We start from the raw sequence: 18,631 nt of genomic DNA, 5'->3' as shown, positions 1-18,631 counted from the left end.
ATTATTAATTATGGAGCTTTAGTTTTAGAGAGGCTCGATTTAACTTTTCCTTAGTTACTCTGAGCACAATCTCTTGATGAACCTCCTTTTTTATCATTAGTATCAATAGGGTCATCCCCTCCTCCTCCAATAATTAAATGCATGTTTTTTAATTTGGCAACTTCCATTTTATCTAAATCAAATTTTTTGATTTCTTTTTTCAGTTTACTTTCTTTCATTTTTAAAAAATTTATGGTTATCGTACAAATATAAATTGTTGGGGTTACAGATAATTACAAATCTTATTTTGATTTATCGAAATTCCTGAATTTCGATAAATCAAAATAAGACAACTAATTGTTATTCAATTTTTTATATTCAGATAAATCTTCCAATTGTTTTATGAAATACGTTGGTTTTATTCCTGATTTCTTGAAAAAGGCAGCCGAAAATGACTCTGCGCTATTAAAACCAAATTCTAAAGCAAGCGCATGAACAGTATATTTTCTTAGCTTAGAATCCTTTTTTAAATTCTCAATTGCATCTTCTACTCGCAAATCGTTTATGTATTGGATGAACGTTTTATCTCTATAGGTATTGACAATTTTAGACAGATATTTACTGTTGGTCTCAAAAAGTGAAGATAAATTTTGTATTGTAATATCTGATTTTAAAAAACCTTTTGCTTTTTCGAAATCATTTAATTTTTCTAAAATTTCTGTAATTAATTCTTCTGCAATGCCAATATTATCCTTTTTGAAAAAAACTGTAGAAACTTGAATGCTATCAGGATTATCCTGTTCATTTTTTTTCTCTGAGGATTTATCCATTATTTGTTCAAATCGAGAACGGTATTTTTTCTTAAGATTAAATTGATAAAATCCAAATATTGAAACAGTCAATATCACCAGTAGTAGTACCCCGATTCCCCAATAATATCGCAAATTATTTTTTTTCAAAGAATAAATAATACTTTCTTTTTCAGACATTAAATGTGGAATATCATATTCGTTTCGTACCAATTTATTTAGGTTCCTGTAATTTTTATGCAAAACACTATCAATAATCATATATTTAGAAATATAATTAAGCTGCTTTTCTTTATCCCCTATGCTTTTATAGTAATTAATCAAAAACGGATAACCATCTATAAATTCTGCAGTTATTTCTTTTGTTCTAGAGTAAATTGAATCAACTTTAAGATAGTTTTTGGCAGCTATGTCTTTTTTTTCAATACCACTATAAGCTTTTCCCAAATAAAAATACGCAGCTAAAGTATTACCCACATCATTATACTTTATCATTTGAGGTAAAGCCTTATTGATGCTGTCTAGCGCTACATGATAATTTTTCTTTAATACTTGATTTGCTCCTTCATTTAATACAAAAACATACTTTAACGATACATTATTTGTTATCGTTGATTCTTTAAATCCTAACTTATTATAATATGTCGTTGAATCTGTATTTTGCAATGATTTATAACAGTCTGCAATTCCAAAAATTATATCCTGAAAATTATTAGCATATTTGTCTGTTCTATATTCTTTTGTCTTGTAATAATCATAACATTCCTTGTAAATTGCTAAAGCTTCATTATATTCTCCTAAATCTTCAGATTTTGTAATACCTATATATTCACGTACTACATAATAATAATCAACATTCGTTTGAAGCGCTATTTTTTCGGCTAAATTATAATTATCCATAGCCTCCTTAAACTTAAATTGTTTCTTAAGAAAATCTGCTTTTTCGCAATATGCAGCCGCGGGAAAGAATTTATCGTTTGTATTCTTTGAATATTTTATAACACTATCTAAATAACTAATGGCTTTATTCTCATCTTTCAGGTAATATAACAATGCTATTTGATAATTACCTCGGGCCTTTGCTATATTATTATTTTCTCTCTTTGCTTTTGCCATATAGGCATTGGTGAACAAAATCTGTTTTTTGGGATTATTCTCATTATCAAAATATAGATTGTTCAGTTCTTTATAAGATAATTTTGTAAGGTCTTTTTGTGAAGTTTGCGAAAACGACAAGAAAGGAAATAATAAAACTAAGGAAAAATTAAACAATTTATTCAAGGCCATAAAATAATGATTTGGTACAAAAATAGGCTATCTCAATAGAAATAAGCAAATAAATAACGAATCTTAATATTTTATACAATATACTGTTTTTCAGAAACTTAACAGTAAAATATCTTTAAATTCCTGAATTACATATCGAAATTCCTGAATCTCGACATAGTGCATTTGTTTGCATATTGCTGTTTATCTAGTTTTGAATTCAAGAAAATATTACATTTTTTGCGGTTAGACGTCACTGTAAGAAATGCATCTTTTTTTAATGTAATTGGCCAATTACAAAAGACTGATTTTGCTGTATCAAAAATCCGAAAAATTGAGCAATATGGCAAAAAATCATAAATCTAATGTTTAACAAATAAAACGTAGTAATATGAACCACGAAAATCAATTAATAGAAAAGTTTCAAGTAGAAGAGCTTGAGAAAAGATATGAATTTGCATGGATTGAAAGTGTTGGAGGATCTATAAAAACAGATTCTGGTACGATTAAATGGGAAACAGATGTATAATCGACATCATTGATGTAAAAATAGTAACCGAATTAATTATTAACTTAATAAATAACTGATCATGAATACAGAAAATGAATTAATCGAAAAATTTCAAGTAGAAGAATTAGAAAAAAGATATGAGTTTCAGTGGATAGACAGCGCTAAACTTGGAGCTTCATATGAAGGTACCGGAGTTTATGTTGTCGTAGATTTATAATCTATTTGGCATTTCAAAATAAAGGGAATATTCTATTTTATTCCCTTTTTAACCTTTATATAAACATTTATGAAAATCTTTAAATTAGGCAAAACATATATTATAATTTTATTATTGAATACGTTTCAAATTGCACTTTCGCAAAATAAAACACTATTCGTTTTTGACAAAACGACCAAATTGCCTATTGAAAATGCAATTATTACATATGTAAACCTAAATGAAGGAACGTTTACCAATACTGAAGGAAAATCATACATAACTTCTAAAAATTCTAACTTAAAAATATCAAGTTTGGGTTTTGAAGATGTTGTTTTGGATATTGAAAAAATGGCTGTTTCTGACACCGTTTTTATGATACCTAAAGTAGTTGAATTAGATGAAATTGTTATAAAATCATTTAATTTGAACAAGGCATTACAGTTTGTTTTGGATAATTACGAGAAGCTGTATGTCGCTATTCCATTTGAGAAAGAATGCAATTTTAAAGAAACGGTTTTGATTGACAATCAATTAAAAAGATTAATCTTAACTAAAGTAAACTGGTGGGGCAAAACATATAAACTTCAAAATAATAGCGATTTAAAACTTAGATTAGGAACGATCGATTACAATAAAAATATCCCTTTGAATATTTATGTTGATGTCCCTCGCATCAATGAAAATAAAAGCGGATATATAGTCCCTAATTCGTTAATAAACTCTATTTATCTAAACACATATCTCACAGATTTTATAAAATACAATAAAAACCTTGCCAGTACAGTAGAACAATCACCAGCTGATCAAATTATTGTATCCTTCGAATCTGAATGGGAAAATTTAAAAGACGTTTCTAAGCGATCCAGAGGAAAAATTACGTTTGATAAAAACACCAAAGCAATATTAGATTTTGCAACAATCACAGAATTCAAAAATAATTTAACTAAAAAGATTATTAAGGAAAATCAAAAAGAAACTACAAACGAAACAAAAAATACCGCAGTCAAGTTAACATTCTATAAAGCAGCAAATAATGTGTTGAGCTTAAAATCTTTTGAAGCTACAATAGAAGGTTCTATTACATATGACAATAAGTTACATTCTTCCGTTTTTGCAAACTCGATTTATGTTTTAAAAGAGACTCCTGTTAATAAAGTAGATAATGATGGTTTAATCGATCTTTCAAAACCTATTTATCAAAATTTACCCGCCAAAACCGTGACTACTGCAAATTCGATAATTTTAAATCAATCAGAAACTGATTTTATAGAAAATAAATAAAATGAAATTTCATAATTATATTCAGCAATTAAATATTTCTAATGATTTAAAAAAATTAATATTAGATGAGGGCTTTATGAATAAAAACCCTCACTATTATCAAAATTATCCTTCCTTGTTTGCAACTGCATTTTCTATATCCGAAAAAGAATTGAATATGCTGGATATTGCTGGTTATCTATATTATCAGGCAACATTATTTACCGACAGTTTAATTGATGAAAAAGATTTATCTAAATTTTCACTAATAACAGTTTGCCAAGAAGAAAGCATTAAAATTTTGACCTCTATCTACGGAATAGAAAATGATTTCTGGAAATTTTGGAACACTCGCAAAGATGAATATTTACAGGCCGTTTATCTTGAAAAGGAACTTTCGAAAAAAGAAATGGTGAAAATTGAGCAATATGAAATATTAGCCGATAAAAAAGCTGCATTTGGCAAAATCGCTATAGACAGCTTATTTAGCTTTAATCAAAAAGATGCCTCTTTATACCAGAAATTATTACTTTCTCATAAATATTTTTCAGTAGCTTTTCAAATTAATGATGATATACAAGATTTTAAGGAAGACTTAAAAAAGGGACAATTTAACTGGGCGATTTATAGCCTTCAAAAGCAAAATGTACCTAATAATGATCCTGAAATTTTAGAAAAATATTTATATGTAAGAGGTATTTCAAAAAAAATGTATCAACTTGGAATTGAGTATTGCGAGAAAGCGTTAGAAATTGTTTTGACAATTGATGTCCCAAAATGGAAACAAATTTTACTGGATACGAAAAGAACTTTTGCAACAGCTATAATTGAGATTGATACCTATTTAGAAATTCTAACTTCTGAAATAAATCTATCAAATAAAAAAAATAGCAGCATTTCACTTAAAGACAGCATTCATTCCGCTATTGTTTTTTTAAAATCAAAGCAGCAGGAAAACGGAACATGGCGGGAATATGTAAACCAGGGAGGAATAAGCAATATATGGTCTACAGCTTTTATTTTGTCCAAAATTTCTGAGAATTCATCTTTAAAACTCCTCTTTAAGGATGAAATAACAAAAGCTTTGCAATTTTTAAACAACAATCCTTCAAAAACGTTATGGGGTTATAATACAACATGGATTGAAGATTCTGATTCTACAAATTTTGTTTTTCTGTCTTATTTTTTAAATAACAAAACTATTGATAACCAACTCTTGTCAAGATGGAAGTCATTTCAAAAAACAGAAGGAGCATTCTCAACTTATTCGAAAAGCAGTAATTTAATTACTACCCTGAATGATAAACATATTACTGATGTTACAGGATGGATTTCAAACCACAATTGTGTCAGTGCGGTTAGCTTTTATTTCTTAGCAAACCAAGATTTAGAAAGCCAGGAATACCATAAAATCAAAGCTTACTTTGACATAAACCTCAAGGATAGAATTAAAGCGTATTGGTGGACAAACGACATTTATACATACTACTATTTGGCAAAAACGTATCATTTGATAAAAGAAACTGAAAAATTGGATTTTATTATTGATCAAGTAAAAATGAAACAAAATGCAAACGGAAGTTTTTCAGATAACTATGGGGAGAATTTTTTTTATACAGGTTTAGCTGTCGAAATTTTGCTTTTGCGATCTGACAATAGTTTGGATTTAGTGATAGAGAAATCAATTTCTTTCTTACTTAAAAATCAATTTGTTGATGGATCTTGGGAAAATTCTAATGCATTGCAAATTCCAGACGCAAAAGACATTAACCCAATTAATTCGAAATTTCCTGTTGCAAATTATGGAATAAACGTACGTGCAAAAGAATTTAACAGACTCTTTACAACATCATCAATTCTTAAATCCTTATCCATTTATGGAACCGAATCTAATTCCAAAACTTTCTAAAGATATTACGTTTAACCCCATTAATAAAAATGACTTTTTTATTCATCAAACTGTTTATGATCATAGAATAAAAATTTCTCAGGATTTGTATTCTTTTTTGCAGCTTATAGACAACCATAAAAGCTTAGATGTCATTATTCTGGAATACAATGAAAAATATAACTCAACAATAACCAAAGATTTTGCAAATGATTTTTTATATCAAAAATTAGCAAAATTTGGAATTATAGAAAGCAATGTAGAAATAAAACCTGATCTAAAACCTGCTTATCTAAGACTAAGCTTCATTGTTATCAATGAAAAAACAGTCTCAAAATTGACTCAATATTTAAAATTTTTATTTCTGCCAAAGGCTTTAATCACCATTTTATTTCTATCTCTTTTAACATTAATATCTAGCTTTTATTTCTTCAGTGATCAAATACTCCATTCCAGTATGGCAAAATCTGAATGGCTGTTTCTATTTATATTAAGTTTTATTGGTGTAACATTTCATGAATTTGGTCATGCCTCCGCGGCACATTACTATGGCGCTAAACATGGCGGTATAGGTGGAGGGTTTTATTTATTTATGCCTGTATATTTTGCTGATGTTACCGATATCTGGAAGTTACCTAAAAAAGAACGAATTATTGTAAACATGGCAGGAATGTATTTTGAAATCGTTTATGTTGTCTTTTTAATTGCAATAGGCGCATTTTTTAATTTTCAAACCCTAATTATTCTAGCATGTATTTTTTCAATCTCAATACTTCATAGCTTAAATCCATTTGCCAGAAGTGATGGATATTGGATTTTATCTGATGCCTTAGAAAAGCCCAATCTAATGTTTCACGGTTTTTTGAGAATAAAACTCATTTTTACCCCAAAAACAAAGTGGCGCAAAATGGATTACTTTTTATTACTGTATGGCTTAATAAGTGTTAGTTTTATTTTCTTCTTTTTATACTTTGTACTTATAAAAAACCCAGATTCGATTTTATATTTTCCTCGAAACAGTAAAAATTTCATTACAAATTTATTTTCAAAAAACGCTCGTTTTTCTTTAGATGAAGTAGGTAAATTATTTATTCCTCTGCTATTTTTTTACTTGGTATTTGGTCTTTTAAAAAAAATGATTTCAAAAAAAACATAGACTTGCATCATGTTTTCTGTTTTTAAGTTTTTTATTAATCTCCTTTTAAAACACCTAAAAAAAAAAAGCTAAATAAGTTATATACTAAAATTACCTAAAACACCAAAATATATATAATCAGTGAATTAAAAACATTTTTTTGTCAAAATTCCTGAATTACATATCGAAATTCCCGAATCTCGATATACAGCATTTGTAATCTCTTTTCACTTAATCTAGTTTTGAATCCTGAAACGTTTCATACGCATAATTATAACGTAAAATTTATGCTCTTTTAAATTGGCCAATTGCGAAATTGAACTAAAAATAAATTAAACCATTAAAATTAAACTAAGATGAATAACCAGAAATTGATTGAAGATTTTTCTATAGAAGAATTAGAATCTCGTTTAGAAATGAAAGCTTGGGTTGAAGTAGTGCCTTGTGATGATCCTTCACATTGTCATAATCCAGAAGAACTACAAAATCAATAATTAAAGAAAATCAACATGAAAACAAATCAAAAGTTAATGGATGAATTTTCAGTCGAAGAATTAGAATGTCGACTTGAAATGACCGCTTGGATTACAATTAAGGATTGTCCTGGCGAACAATGTTCCGGAGGTGAGCAACAAGAATAATACTTATAGATGAGTAATAAAATCTAAATTCCAACCTCAATCAAATCAATTAATAATTTTAAAAAAACAGATTATGAAATCAAAACAAAATTTAATAAACGAATTTTCTATTGAAGAACTAGAATCTCGTCTTGAAATGAAAGGATGGTTGTCAATCGAAGCTTGCGATGACGCATCTCACTGTCATCCTGTAGAAGAGCAACAATAGTAATTTTTTAAAAATATAAAAATGAATAGAGAACAAAACTTAATCACTGAATTTTCTGTAGAAGAATTAGAAGCCCGTCTTGAAATGAAAGGATGGATAACTTATTGCCCTGGAAGCACCTGCGGTGAACAAACTCCAGTTGAAGAAGTAGAATAATTTATTGGCACAATTTAATAAATTACTTACCATTAATTACTTTGACAACAAGGTTTACTAATACTTAATTGAACAACAACTTTTTTATAGTTCTCCTAGATGCTATAAAAAACGTTGTTGTTTCATTATATCTTTTACTTAAGAACAAATGAAGAAATTATTAATACTTTTTACAATCATTTTAAAATCGAATTTATGTTTGTCTCAACTCAAAGGAAAATGCGTTGATTCTGCAGGAAAACCAATTCCCTATGTAAATATTGGTGTTCAAAATACATCTATAGGAACAGTCACTGATTTAAATGGCGATTTCATAATCAATGATAAATCTTTACAGGAAAACGCTGCAATTATCGTTTCACATATGGGATATGAAACAAAATCAGTAACTCCTGCCAAAGATACTCCTATTGAAATTGTTATGACACAATTGAATTTTCTGCTAGATGAAGTGAAAATTCAGCCCCTGAAATTTACATCAGAAAAAAAATTAGGAAATAATAGCTTAAGCAAACATATACTTGTTGGATTCTCTTCTAGAAATTTAGGTGCTGAAGTAGGCAAATTCTTCAAAATTCAAAAAAATAAAAAAATAAAAATAGAAAAAATTCATTTTGAAATTGCTGAATTAGGCTATAAAAAAGGAACTTTTCGAATTAATTTTTATAATGCAAATAATGATGTTGATATTGAAAAAGTAAGAGTTAACGACGCTGATATTATTATGGAAGTTGTAGAAACTGGTGATGTAGATATTGATCTAAAAAATAACAATCTAATTCTTGAAAATGACTTTTTAGTTTCTATTGAATGCATAAATGTTGTTGAGAAAGAAAATTTAGATCCAAAAGAAAAGAAAATAATTTATTTCAGTTCAAATGTGTTTTGTGGTCCAGTATATAGACGTTCCAATAATCTGACAAAATGGAATTCAAAAAAAGAGAAATACAATATGGGACTAGGAATTCAATTATTTGCAAAATATCAAATAAATGAAAATTAATAACCCCGTGCATCAAGAGAACTTCATCTCATACATAAAGGAACTACCCTTTGATAAAGAAACAATTTCTATAATTCTTAAAGCGAGTGAATTAGGCAATAATCCTTCGTTTTATCTTGAATATGCTTCACTTTTTCAAAACAGTTTCACAATCAAAGATCAAGAAGCAAAGGTAAAATTGCTAAACATTGCGGGCTATCTTTGCTACATTTATTCTTTATTATTGGATGCCTCTTTAGATAAGGATACAAAACATAATAATTTACTTCTTTCAGGAATATTCTTAGAAGAATCTATAAAATTATTAACTAGTTTGTTCGGGTTAAATAAAAGTTTCTGGAGCTGTTGGAATTTACGGAAAAAAGATGTTTTTAAAGCTTCTAAAATTGGAAAAGAACTTTTTCACCAATCAGAAGTTTCTCTTGCTGAATATGAAAAATTATGTGATGCTAAATCTGCGTTAGGGAAAATTGCGTTAGACGCATTGTTTATTCTAAGCGATAATACAGAAAAAACAAACTACGAAAAATTAATGGAGTCTCATAAGTATTTTTCGATTGGTTTTCAGATCAGTGACGATATAGAAGACTTTATCGAAGACTATGCAAATAAAGAATTTAATTTTGCCGTTTATATTTTCTTGAACAAAAACGGAAAGAATTTTACAGATATTAAAGAGTTAAAGAAAATCTTTTACATTAGTAATACAGCTTCTGATTTATACAATTTAGCCCTTTCTTATTATGAAAAAGCTCTAATTACAGCAAAAGATGCTGGCGAAAATACTTGGCTAGAGGCAATTTCTGGAAAAATAAGAGAGACTAAATCAGCTATTTCGAGTATAAATGAATATCTCACCATAATTAAAACTAAAACATCAATTAAAGAAAATTCAATAAAAATTAACTCATTTGAGTATGAGTTTAATAAAAATTCAATAATCGAACTAGGACTTAATTACCTGATAAAAGAATGGGAAAAAGACTACCCTGAAGTGAAACACATAATGGTTCTGTCGAATTATGAAGGATTCAAAAATGATAAAGATTTACATATAACAGATATATTTCAAAGAGGTATTATTACTAATAATTTAATTGACATTCATTCAAATTACAAAATTGATCTGTCAATGGTAATTAGCAATGAAATCAATTATCTTTTTAAAAATCGTAACAATGATGAAGTTGGTTGTTGGAGTTATTTTCCATCGGTTAAAGAAATAGCTCCCGATGCAGATGATTTAGGACAAATGATGCAGGTCTTTATTAAAAATAACAAAAAAAATATTGTAGATGATTACTGCATCAATGGCATCAAAATTCTACTTGATGATTGTTACAATGAAAAAACGGGCGGAATTGAAACTTGGATAATTCCCAAAGAAAATCAAACTGAGAAACAAAAAACACAAAAAAAGTTTAATGATACAAAATGGGGATCTGGTCCTGATATCGACGTAATGGCTAATTTTTTATATGCTTTGAGTATCTGCAGCTATGAAAAATACAAAAGCGTGATCGAAAATGGCACGGATTATATTTTTTCAAAAATCGAAAATGACTCTTTTTGGAATTCAAGATGGTATTATGGATGGCAGTACGGAACAATGTTGTGTGTAAGATTAGGTTTTGAAGTGCTGAGAAACAACCCGGATTTAAACGACAAATATCTTCCAATACTTTTAAAAACCAGAGACTATATTACTAAAAGCCAACAAAAAAATGGTGGTTGGGCCATGAGTTCAGCAGGTCATCCTGATCCTCTAAGTACAGCATTAGCTTTGAGTACTCTTATGTTATATGAAAAATTAGAAAACAATCAGATAACATTGTCAAAAGGAATAGCATTCCTTGAAAATACACAACAACAGGACGGTTCCTGGGAAGCAGTTCCTTTTATAAAGCCAAAATTAAATGAACCGTACAAAAGCAAAGTAATAAGCTCCAGTTATGTTTTAAACACTTTAACAACTTATAATAACTTCTAGTAACAATGGTAACATATGCCAATTTAGTTCCAAAAATTAATCCTGAAATAGACATTGTTCAAAGAGATAACGAATACATAGTTACGCTTACCGAAAGTAATTTTCACTTTAAGATTAGTACTCAAATGTTCAACTTATTAAAATTAGTAGATAATCGCAGTGAAATTTCTCAAATCGTAACCAGATTTAACAAAAAATTCGAAACGCAGCTTGACAATGAGTTAGTCTATGAATTGTTGTATAACAAACTTGGTAATTGCAATATTATCGAAAATAAAGAAACAACTTTCAATGTAAAGAAACAGCCTTCTTATTTAAAATTAAATTTTATTGTAATTAATGCCAAAACAGCAAAAATAATATCAGAACCTTTTTTATTTCTTTTTTCTAATAAGGCTCTAAAATTTTTGATAACTATATCTCTCTTAATAACTTCATTAACATTTGTTTTAAATTATGATGAAATCGTAAGAAATATAAAAAATGTTTCATTTGAATACTTTACGCTTTACTTTGCAATAATGGTTATAAGCAGCTTATTTCATGAACTTGGTCATGTATCAGCAACATACAAATTTGGCGGAAGCCATAGTGGTATCGGGGTTGGTTTTTACCTCTTTACACCTGTATTATATGCTGATGTTTCGAGCGCATGGAAATTTGACGTCAACAAAAGAATAATTGTAAATCTGGCAGGTATTTATTTTGAATTATTACTTGGTACATTATTGGTAATAATTGGCATTATAACAGCAATCAAGCCTTTGCTTATAATTTCTTCAATTATTTTATTTAAAACGCTGTATAACCTAAACCCTTTCTTCAGGACAGACGGTTATTGGGTTCTTTCTGATTATATAAGAACACCAAATCTTAGAGAGAAATCTAATGGGTTATTAAAGAAAATTATAAAAAATAAGTTTGTTATTGAAATGAAACAAAAGGACTTTTTTTTACTAGTTTATGCCCTTATTAGTAATTCATTTATAGTAATATTTTTATTTTACCTTTTTATCTTAAATCCTAATTCTCTAATCACTTTTCCTGTAGATATTTTTACTTATGCAACAAAAGTGATAAACCGAGAAGTTTCTTTAAGCATGTCAAATGTTTCACACTTACTCATACCAGTGGTTTTCTATATGTTACTTATTCGCCTATTGTTTAATTATTTTAAAAAACAAAAATGAAAGACTTTTTAATTAGTAAATCAAATTTGGTAACATTTTGCAGTGTTTTATTAGGAGCCATATTTTTACTCTCAGCCATTGGCAAATATTTTGATCTAAGTAGTTTTGAATTAACGATGAAAAAGTATGGGCTTCCTTATTACATATCGTATATCATTTTATTTAGCGAAATTTTCTTCGCTGTATGCTTTATTTTTCTTTTATTCTTGAAAAAATCTGCTTTTCTTTCTATTGTTTTTGTCATTTTAATGACAATCGCTAATACGATTGGACATTTTTTCTTAAAAATAGAATCATGTCGATGCTTTGGCAGAATTTATTTTTTAAATCCAGATAGTTTTTCGCTTTTTTTGCTTAGAAATGCTGTACTGATTTTGCTATCGTATTACATTTTTAAAAATGCCAAATACAATAAAGATAAAAGTTTATTAAAAATTTTTATTGCCTCAATGACCGCTTTAATAATTGTCTTCTTATCACTAAAATATAATACCTATTATATTGAGAATTTCTCAAAAAAGAAAATTGGCTTTACAGTCGAAGAGTTAAACATAAACAATGAAAAAATCAATGATTCTCAATACTTGTTTTTTTTCTCTCCATCTTGTATTCATTGTAAGAAGGCAATAGCAAAGATCAATCTATTAAAAGAAAAATATTCTATCAATATTGTTGGTATTACTTCCAAATATAAAGATCAAGAAAAATGGAAAAAAACACAATCTGAATTAAAAATAAACTTTCCCATCATTACTGTCGACAGAAAAATATTTAATGAAATTACATTAGTAGTTCCTGTCATATTTAAGATAAAAAATCACAAAGTAGAAAATGTTTTGGAAGTACAGGAATTATTGGATCAAAAAAAAATAACTAATTAGTTTCGTGGCAACATATGTTTGTTTTTTTTTCGGAATCATTAATTTTTCCAAATGAGTTCCAAAATAATTTTTGAAGAGTTCATATAATTAAATATAAAGAAACGACGAACTAGTAAAGCAAACAATTATAGTTGATAAACAAACATTCCTAACAAGCACAAAAACATATGTATATGCTCAAATTATAAACACTAATAAAACGATAACGCTTATCTTGGATACTAAATCCGTAATAAGCGTTATTCGTTTTCTAAAAAATTTCATTACCAAAGAAGTAATAAATCTTTTGCTCATTTCATTTATAGAGTAAGATTGGTAAAAAAATTAAAACTTATAACCTACGGACAATGAAAATACTCTATTATGCGCCTTAGGAGGTCCATATCCTTCCACAACTGTTTTTCCAATATTAGATAGTCCTAAATTATATCTCGTTCCAACGGTAATGTTCTTTGTAATATCATAACCTACCCCTAAATTCAAACCAAAATCAAAGTTTTTATAAGAATTATTTGCGTCAATTTTAGTTTCGTTAACACCATGCACTTCTATTTTAGTTGTTTCTGATGTCAAAAAACCTATTTGAGGGCCGGCCTCAATAGAAAATTTTTCAATAGCATAGTATTTAAACATTAGCGGCACATTTATGTAATTCAAGTTCTGAATTACACTTCCAAAATACCTATTTTGACCGTCATATATACTTGCATTATCTACTTTTGTACCTTGTGTAGAAAATAAGACCTCTGGCTGAAAAACAAATTTTTCTGACAATCTTATCTGTGCAAAACCTCCAATATGAAATCCCGTTTTTGGTGAGTTAGACGCATAAAAATTTTCCGAGAGATTCGCAACATTCAAGCCTCCTTTAATACCATATTTAATTTCTTGTGCCTTTACAAATCCGCATAGAAAAACAGCAAACGCTGTTAAAATAATCTTTTTCATGTTTTTAAATTAAAAATATTCTGCAAATTAAAATCAAACAAAAAACTACAACGAGATGCAAAAGACAAAAAAGAAAGCTATTAAGACATTTCAATACCTTCATTTTCAAAATCATAACTATTTACTTACAATAAAATATAAGTGCGAGGAAAAAAATTCAATGCAAAAAGAATTAATAACTGTAGATTAAAAATTATGAAAAAAGAAAAAGCGCTTTGTAAAAGCCGTCAAAATGTGCTTCTCTGATATAAGAAGCTTCAAGTCCAGACTTAATTAACTGTTCTCTTATTTCTGGAGTTTTTTGAAAATGTTGTTGGATCTCTCTAATTATACCAGGTTTTGTTTCATATTTTTTTAATGAGACAAGACTATTGATTTCCTGCATAAATGAGCCATTGTCATAAAGTTCCTCATTAAATAGACACACTAAGATATTTGTACCTTTTGGAGTCACTCGCAAAAAATCAATTAATTCGGTTTTACTATAAACAACAGATATATAACGTTCACTTTTTTCTGACTGATCATTATCCAAGACAGAATTTTCACTAAAATTAAACTGATTTGAAAGTTCCTTTTTAAACAACTTCAAGAAAACTCTTTTCTCATCGTGTATTAAAACATTTTCCTTTTTTAACATCTTCATTTTTCAAAATATTAAATTTATACTCTTCATAAAATTGATACAGTTTTATATCTACTATTAGTAAACAAGTCTCTAACAATCTTTTTATTTTACTATAAATATTTTGACAAAAGTAGAATACAAATCATCTTTGAAAATGACAGACAAAGACTTAAAAAAATTAAAATAAGTCTATATAATTCCTTATATAAACTAAAGGCTTTTATATTTTCTATACCAATTACAGATAATTGAATATTTGTTTTTATGATGGAAAAACCGAAATAATTACACACTTAATAGTAAATATTTTGATTTAATTTTAAACCAAAATTGTATCTTTATACTATTAACTATTTGTTCAAAAAATATGTTACTAACAAAAGAATAAAAGTCAATTATCATTTATTACAAGTAAAAACGAATAAAGAAAAAAAGCTATCAATAAATTATAAGAAATTTTTTTTTTGAAATTAATCGTCAACAATAATTTAGAAAAAGCAAATATCTATATTACTCATATCTAATAAAAACGTACTAAAATGGTAGTTAAAATAACTTATAAATCCATTCTGTACTTTTTAAAACACATTTGGAAGGATATTTTATTAATTGCAATATATGGCTGCAATTATAGCTTTAATAGATCATTTCACATTTCTTGCCAAAATAGTAATTCCCTCATCAATAACAACAATTACAGGAACAATTGTAGCACTTTTACTTGCCTTTCGTACAGCACAATCGTATGATCGATGGTGGGACGTTGAAAATAACAATTGAAGATATGATAGTGATAGATAAACAACCAATATATCATAACTCCGTTTAACGAATATCCAAATAAAACGAAACATCTTCATCAATCATTATTATAAACAGAATTCAAACCCAATCTAAATTCGATCAATTAAGGCTTATTTCTATATTTTTTAAACCCATACTTCATGTGGCTGTTAGTAAGTCAAAATATATTTGCAAAATATAAATCAAAATACTTTTGTACTCATTTAGAGAACATTGGCATGCAAATAAACATGTAAAATGAAAAACAATTTTAAGTTTACACTTCCTGATTTCCCAAATGATCATTTTGAATACGAAGAAAATATTTTTACTGGAAAATCAGTATTAAAGCAAAATGGAATTATCGTTAAACAAAGCAAAGAAAAAGGCAAGCCCTTTCTTATTACAACTACTAATCAGGAAATCGTGAAAGCCTTTCCAAAAGGAAGTTTTCCAGATATTTCTGCAAAAACATTAACAATTGCGGAAAAAAAATATCCTATGGCCAGCAAATTAAAATGGTACGAATATGTAATTGGCGCATTACCAATAGTATTAGTACTAAGCGGAGGTGCAATTGGAGGTTTTATAGGAGGAGCAGCAACAATTATTAATTATACCCTTTTTAGAACAACCACATCTCCAGTTAATAAATATTTAAAAGTTTTAGGAGTCAATATAGCTTGTTTTATAATAATCATGTTTGCAGCAACCTTGTTTTCTACGCTTTTTTAATATTTCCCTTGCGTTTTATTTTAAACATATGAAATAGCAGATCCCAAAAAGCTTTTCTAAAAACCATGTTTTACAAAACATTTTATTCACAACGATAAAACTATTAGAAAAGTGACTATATACTCAAATAAAATTCATTACTAATAAATTTAATAGAAATAGAAACATGAATTCAGATTCAAAAAGTAAAGCAATTTTTAATGGAAAAGGAGAACACGTTGTATTAATTTATAAGGATTATATCATTGGAGATTTAACCTAATCAGACGCGGAAGTTTGTATTGAAAAAATAGACAAGGGAATAATTAATGAAACCCACTATGATAACTTCATAAATATAAATGATGTTTACGAATATGAATTTGAACCAGAAAACGATTCATACATATCGTTTAGTGTTAAAAGAGCCGACAAGACATCATATGATCAAATCAGTTTTCAAAATACGCAAATCGCTAAAGAAGCAGAAAAATCGTTCGAAAACAAATTCAATTCATTGGGATTTAAAAGAGAAGAAAGATATCTTTCCTCGCTCGAGGCATCCGTTACTCCAGGATTGATTACCCTTTTTGTAGCCGGAGTTGGAAGTTTCATAACATATTACGCATACAGTCGTGAAGAATATCGATCAGCGGGACCAAGACTTGTAAAATGGTATGTCTATTTTATTGAAAAAATCGGATACATGCCTCTTTTAATTTTAACTGCAATACTAACCTTATTTTGTCTCTTTTGGATGCTTAAGAGAATGATTAAGCCGCCAGTTAAAATTAGTTCCGTGAAGTAAACAATAGAGTCCATATATGAAGCTCTGTTTTTTTATTATGCTGCACTGTATCAAATAGCCTTAACATAAACATCTGAAGACATGCAACATTATCGCTAAATAAAGCTTTACAAAAGAAGCAAAAATGTCTTTTATTGATGGAAAAAAAGCCCCAAAATCCAATCTAAAAGTCCATCCATTTATAATATTGCACCTTAAAATAGGGAGGAACCGAAAATCCAAAGAGTAGGAAATTTTAAGATGTTATAAAATGGAAAAAACAAAAGTTGAAAACGGTAGGTCTGAAAATAAAAAAATTACAGCAGGTGTTCTGGGAATTGCATTAGGTTCATTTGGTGTCCACAAATTTTATTTAGGATATAAAAAAGAAGGGATCATTCAAATAGTAGCAACTTTTGTTACCTGTGGCCTTGGTGGTTTTATTGGATTCATTGAGGGAATAATGTATTTGACAAAAACTGATGAAGAGTTTTACCAAACGTATCAAGTTGGAAAAAAACCATGGTTTTAAAAATAATATATTGTCTTCAGAATTAGTCCTCAAAAGTAACATACTATTTGAGGACATTTTTTTTAAATACATCTATAGTTGTTATTTGAGCTAAAACAATAAAAACATCAATTCACTCAGCATCTTCCTTTCTTTTTTTTACAAAATCTTCTATAGGTTTTTTATTAAATTTTTCAAAATACAAAGATGAAAATTGATTAATCTTACTAAAATTCAATTCAAAAGTAATTTCAGTTAAATTATTATTTTCGCCACTTGTCAACATCGTTTTTGCAAGATTCATTTTTTCTTGGATAAATAAGTTTTTGCAAGTATCATTAAATTCTTTTTTGAATAAGATTTTAAATTTGGTTGGAGACATCCCTGAAATTTCAGCCAAAAAAGAAATTGATGGAAATTTCTCCGTTAGGTTGTTTAAAAGATAATTTTTAGCATTAATTAAACCGTCTCTTTGTGTTATTGCATGACTACTTTCTGCTAAGTTTGGATTCGTTATTTTTTTAAAAAAAAGACTTAGCAATTGCAGAGATACTCCTTTAATAAAAGGATGAAATGATTCTTCAAACATTGATCTTTCTTTAATTGATAAAAACAATAACAAACTATTTGCATCTATACTCTCAGAAAACATACCATTTTTAGCTCCAGCTAGTTTTATTTTCAGTTCATCATAATTATCATTACCTGGAATACTTTCTAAAAACTCCCCCATAAGCTTTTGATCGACAAAAAGACGAAGTACAAAAGTTCGCTTTCCAACTGCTGGTTCAAAATAGCTTTCTATTTGATTATTAAAAACCGATATTTCTTTATTGACTTTAATCCCAACCTTATTTTTTTTATTATTTATTATCAAAAAATTAGTACCATCACTTAAATCATAGTGAAAAATATAACGATAGGTATTTTCTTCAAGCCTTCTTACTTGCAGAGGCTGGTTAATTTTACAGTCTATATACAATATAGCCATTCCTGGTATCGCCTGTGCATAAAAAATATGCCCTTCTCCCAGATCTTTCGATATTTGCAATATCTTGTTTTCTAATATATCCGCATTATACTCACTTGCATATTGTTGCTGCCAATCAGGATGCACACAATAAAATTGATTATTTCGATACAT

The 18,631-nt window shown here is 28.0% G+C and carries 20 protein-coding genes; 15 read left to right on the top strand and 5 right to left on the bottom strand.

From position 1 onward, the window contains the following. Nucleotides 1-50: 50 nt before the first annotated feature. Nucleotides 51-218, bottom strand: coding sequence for a hypothetical protein (locus FN795_RS21485; protein ID WP_154275373.1), 168 nt, complete (start codon nucleotides 216-218; stop codon nucleotides 51-53). Nucleotides 219-332: 114 nt separating this feature from the next. After that, nucleotides 333-2,075 (bottom strand): helix-turn-helix domain-containing protein, encoded by a 1,743-nt coding sequence (locus tag FN795_RS19245; protein ID WP_142452117.1) that lies wholly within the window; start codon nucleotides 2,073-2,075, stop codon nucleotides 333-335. Between the two features lie 370 nt (nucleotides 2,076-2,445). Here FN795_RS19245 and FN795_RS21480 point away from each other — a divergent pair, with 370 nt between their 5' ends. The 12 genes from FN795_RS21480 (at nucleotide 2,446) to FN795_RS19210 (ending at nucleotide 13,116) form a co-directional block, all read left to right on the top strand. Then, nucleotides 2,446-2,583, top strand: a complete 138-nt coding sequence (locus tag FN795_RS21480; RefSeq protein WP_154275372.1) for a hypothetical protein — start codon at nucleotides 2,446-2,448, stop codon at nucleotides 2,581-2,583. Between the two features lie 61 nt (nucleotides 2,584-2,644). Beyond that, entirely contained in the window at nucleotides 2,645-2,782 is a 138-nt protein-coding gene (locus FN795_RS21475) for a hypothetical protein (RefSeq protein ID WP_154275371.1), read from the top strand. A gap of 69 nt (nucleotides 2,783-2,851) precedes the next feature. After that, nucleotides 2,852-4,045, top strand: coding sequence for a carboxypeptidase-like regulatory domain-containing protein (locus tag FN795_RS19240; RefSeq protein ID WP_142452116.1), 1,194 nt, complete (start codon nucleotides 2,852-2,854; stop codon nucleotides 4,043-4,045). A 1-nt stretch (nucleotide 4,046) separates the two neighbouring features. Further along, complete coding sequence (locus FN795_RS19235) at nucleotides 4,047-5,933, top strand: prenyltransferase/squalene oxidase repeat-containing protein (protein ID WP_142452115.1); 1,887 nt, start codon at nucleotides 4,047-4,049, stop codon at nucleotides 5,931-5,933. After that, on the top strand, nucleotides 5,902-7,068 hold the full coding sequence (locus FN795_RS19230; RefSeq protein ID WP_142452114.1) for a peptidase, M50 family protein: 1,167 nt from the start codon (nucleotides 5,902-5,904) through the stop codon (nucleotides 7,066-7,068). The genes FN795_RS19235 and FN795_RS19230 overlap by 32 nt, the downstream gene beginning before the upstream one ends. A gap of 335 nt (nucleotides 7,069-7,403) precedes the next feature. After that, the gene (locus FN795_RS21470; protein ID WP_154275370.1) at nucleotides 7,404-7,541 is read left to right on the top strand and encodes a hypothetical protein; all 138 of its coding nucleotides are present in this window, start codon (nucleotides 7,404-7,406) and stop codon (nucleotides 7,539-7,541) included. Between the two features lie 220 nt (nucleotides 7,542-7,761). Further along, the gene (locus FN795_RS21635; protein ID WP_262711393.1) at nucleotides 7,762-7,896 is read left to right on the top strand and encodes a hypothetical protein; all 135 of its coding nucleotides are present in this window, start codon (nucleotides 7,762-7,764) and stop codon (nucleotides 7,894-7,896) included. A 21-nt stretch (nucleotides 7,897-7,917) separates the two neighbouring features. After that, nucleotides 7,918-8,052: a hypothetical protein gene (locus FN795_RS21630; RefSeq protein WP_262711392.1), complete on the top strand. Its 135-nt coding sequence runs from the start codon at nucleotides 7,918-7,920 to the stop codon at nucleotides 8,050-8,052. Between the two features lie 148 nt (nucleotides 8,053-8,200). Continuing rightward, nucleotides 8,201-9,055 (top strand): carboxypeptidase-like regulatory domain-containing protein, encoded by an 855-nt coding sequence (locus FN795_RS19225; RefSeq protein ID WP_142452113.1) that lies wholly within the window; start codon nucleotides 8,201-8,203, stop codon nucleotides 9,053-9,055. After that, nucleotides 9,045-11,045, top strand: coding sequence for a prenyltransferase/squalene oxidase repeat-containing protein (locus FN795_RS19220; RefSeq protein WP_142452112.1), 2,001 nt, complete (start codon nucleotides 9,045-9,047; stop codon nucleotides 11,043-11,045). Before FN795_RS19225 ends, FN795_RS19220 begins: the two co-directional genes overlap by 11 nt. 5 nt (nucleotides 11,046-11,050) lie before the next feature. Then, the gene (locus tag FN795_RS19215; protein ID WP_142452111.1) at nucleotides 11,051-12,235 is read left to right on the top strand and encodes a zinc metalloprotease; all 1,185 of its coding nucleotides are present in this window, start codon (nucleotides 11,051-11,053) and stop codon (nucleotides 12,233-12,235) included. Beyond that, nucleotides 12,232-13,116 (top strand): MauE/DoxX family redox-associated membrane protein, encoded by an 885-nt coding sequence (locus tag FN795_RS19210; protein ID WP_142452110.1) that lies wholly within the window; start codon nucleotides 12,232-12,234, stop codon nucleotides 13,114-13,116. Before FN795_RS19215 ends, FN795_RS19210 begins: the two co-directional genes overlap by 4 nt. A gap of 324 nt (nucleotides 13,117-13,440) precedes the next feature. Here the strand turns inward: FN795_RS19210 and FN795_RS19205 are convergent, their stop codons facing one another. Both FN795_RS19205 and FN795_RS19200 read right to left on the bottom strand, forming a co-directional pair. After that, nucleotides 13,441-14,064, bottom strand: coding sequence for a porin family protein (locus tag FN795_RS19205; protein ID WP_142452109.1), 624 nt, complete (start codon nucleotides 14,062-14,064; stop codon nucleotides 13,441-13,443). Between the two features lie 193 nt (nucleotides 14,065-14,257). Then, nucleotides 14,258-14,710, bottom strand: a complete 453-nt coding sequence (locus tag FN795_RS19200; protein WP_142452108.1) for a hypothetical protein — start codon at nucleotides 14,708-14,710, stop codon at nucleotides 14,258-14,260. A 600-nt stretch (nucleotides 14,711-15,310) separates the two neighbouring features. Here FN795_RS19200 and FN795_RS21465 point away from each other — a divergent pair. The 3 genes from FN795_RS21465 to FN795_RS19190 all read left to right on the top strand — a co-directional run bounded on the left by FN795_RS21465 (nucleotide 15,311) and on the right by FN795_RS19190 (nucleotide 17,508). Next, nucleotides 15,311-15,472, top strand: coding sequence for a bestrophin family ion channel (locus FN795_RS21465; protein WP_154275369.1), 162 nt, complete (start codon nucleotides 15,311-15,313; stop codon nucleotides 15,470-15,472). Nucleotides 15,473-15,733: 261 nt separating this feature from the next. Continuing rightward, a complete protein-coding gene (locus FN795_RS19195) occupies nucleotides 15,734-16,210 on the top strand; it encodes a hypothetical protein (protein ID WP_142452107.1) in 477 nt (158 codons plus the stop codon). Nucleotides 16,211-17,247: 1,037 nt separating this feature from the next. Continuing rightward, a complete protein-coding gene (locus FN795_RS19190) occupies nucleotides 17,248-17,508 on the top strand; it encodes a TM2 domain-containing protein (RefSeq protein ID WP_142452106.1) in 261 nt (86 codons plus the stop codon). A 112-nt stretch (nucleotides 17,509-17,620) separates the two neighbouring features. Here FN795_RS19190 and FN795_RS19185 read toward each other — a convergent pair whose 3' ends face one another. Continuing rightward, complete coding sequence (locus FN795_RS19185; RefSeq protein WP_142452105.1) at nucleotides 17,621-18,631, bottom strand: helix-turn-helix domain-containing protein; 1,011 nt, start codon at nucleotides 18,629-18,631, stop codon at nucleotides 17,621-17,623.

Source organism: Flavobacterium resistens (assembly GCF_900182645.1).
Classification (GTDB): domain Bacteria; phylum Bacteroidota; class Bacteroidia; order Flavobacteriales; family Flavobacteriaceae; genus Flavobacterium; species Flavobacterium resistens.
The sequence above is the reverse complement of the archived record's forward strand: the minus strand, read 5'-3'. Positions and strand labels throughout refer to the sequence as shown.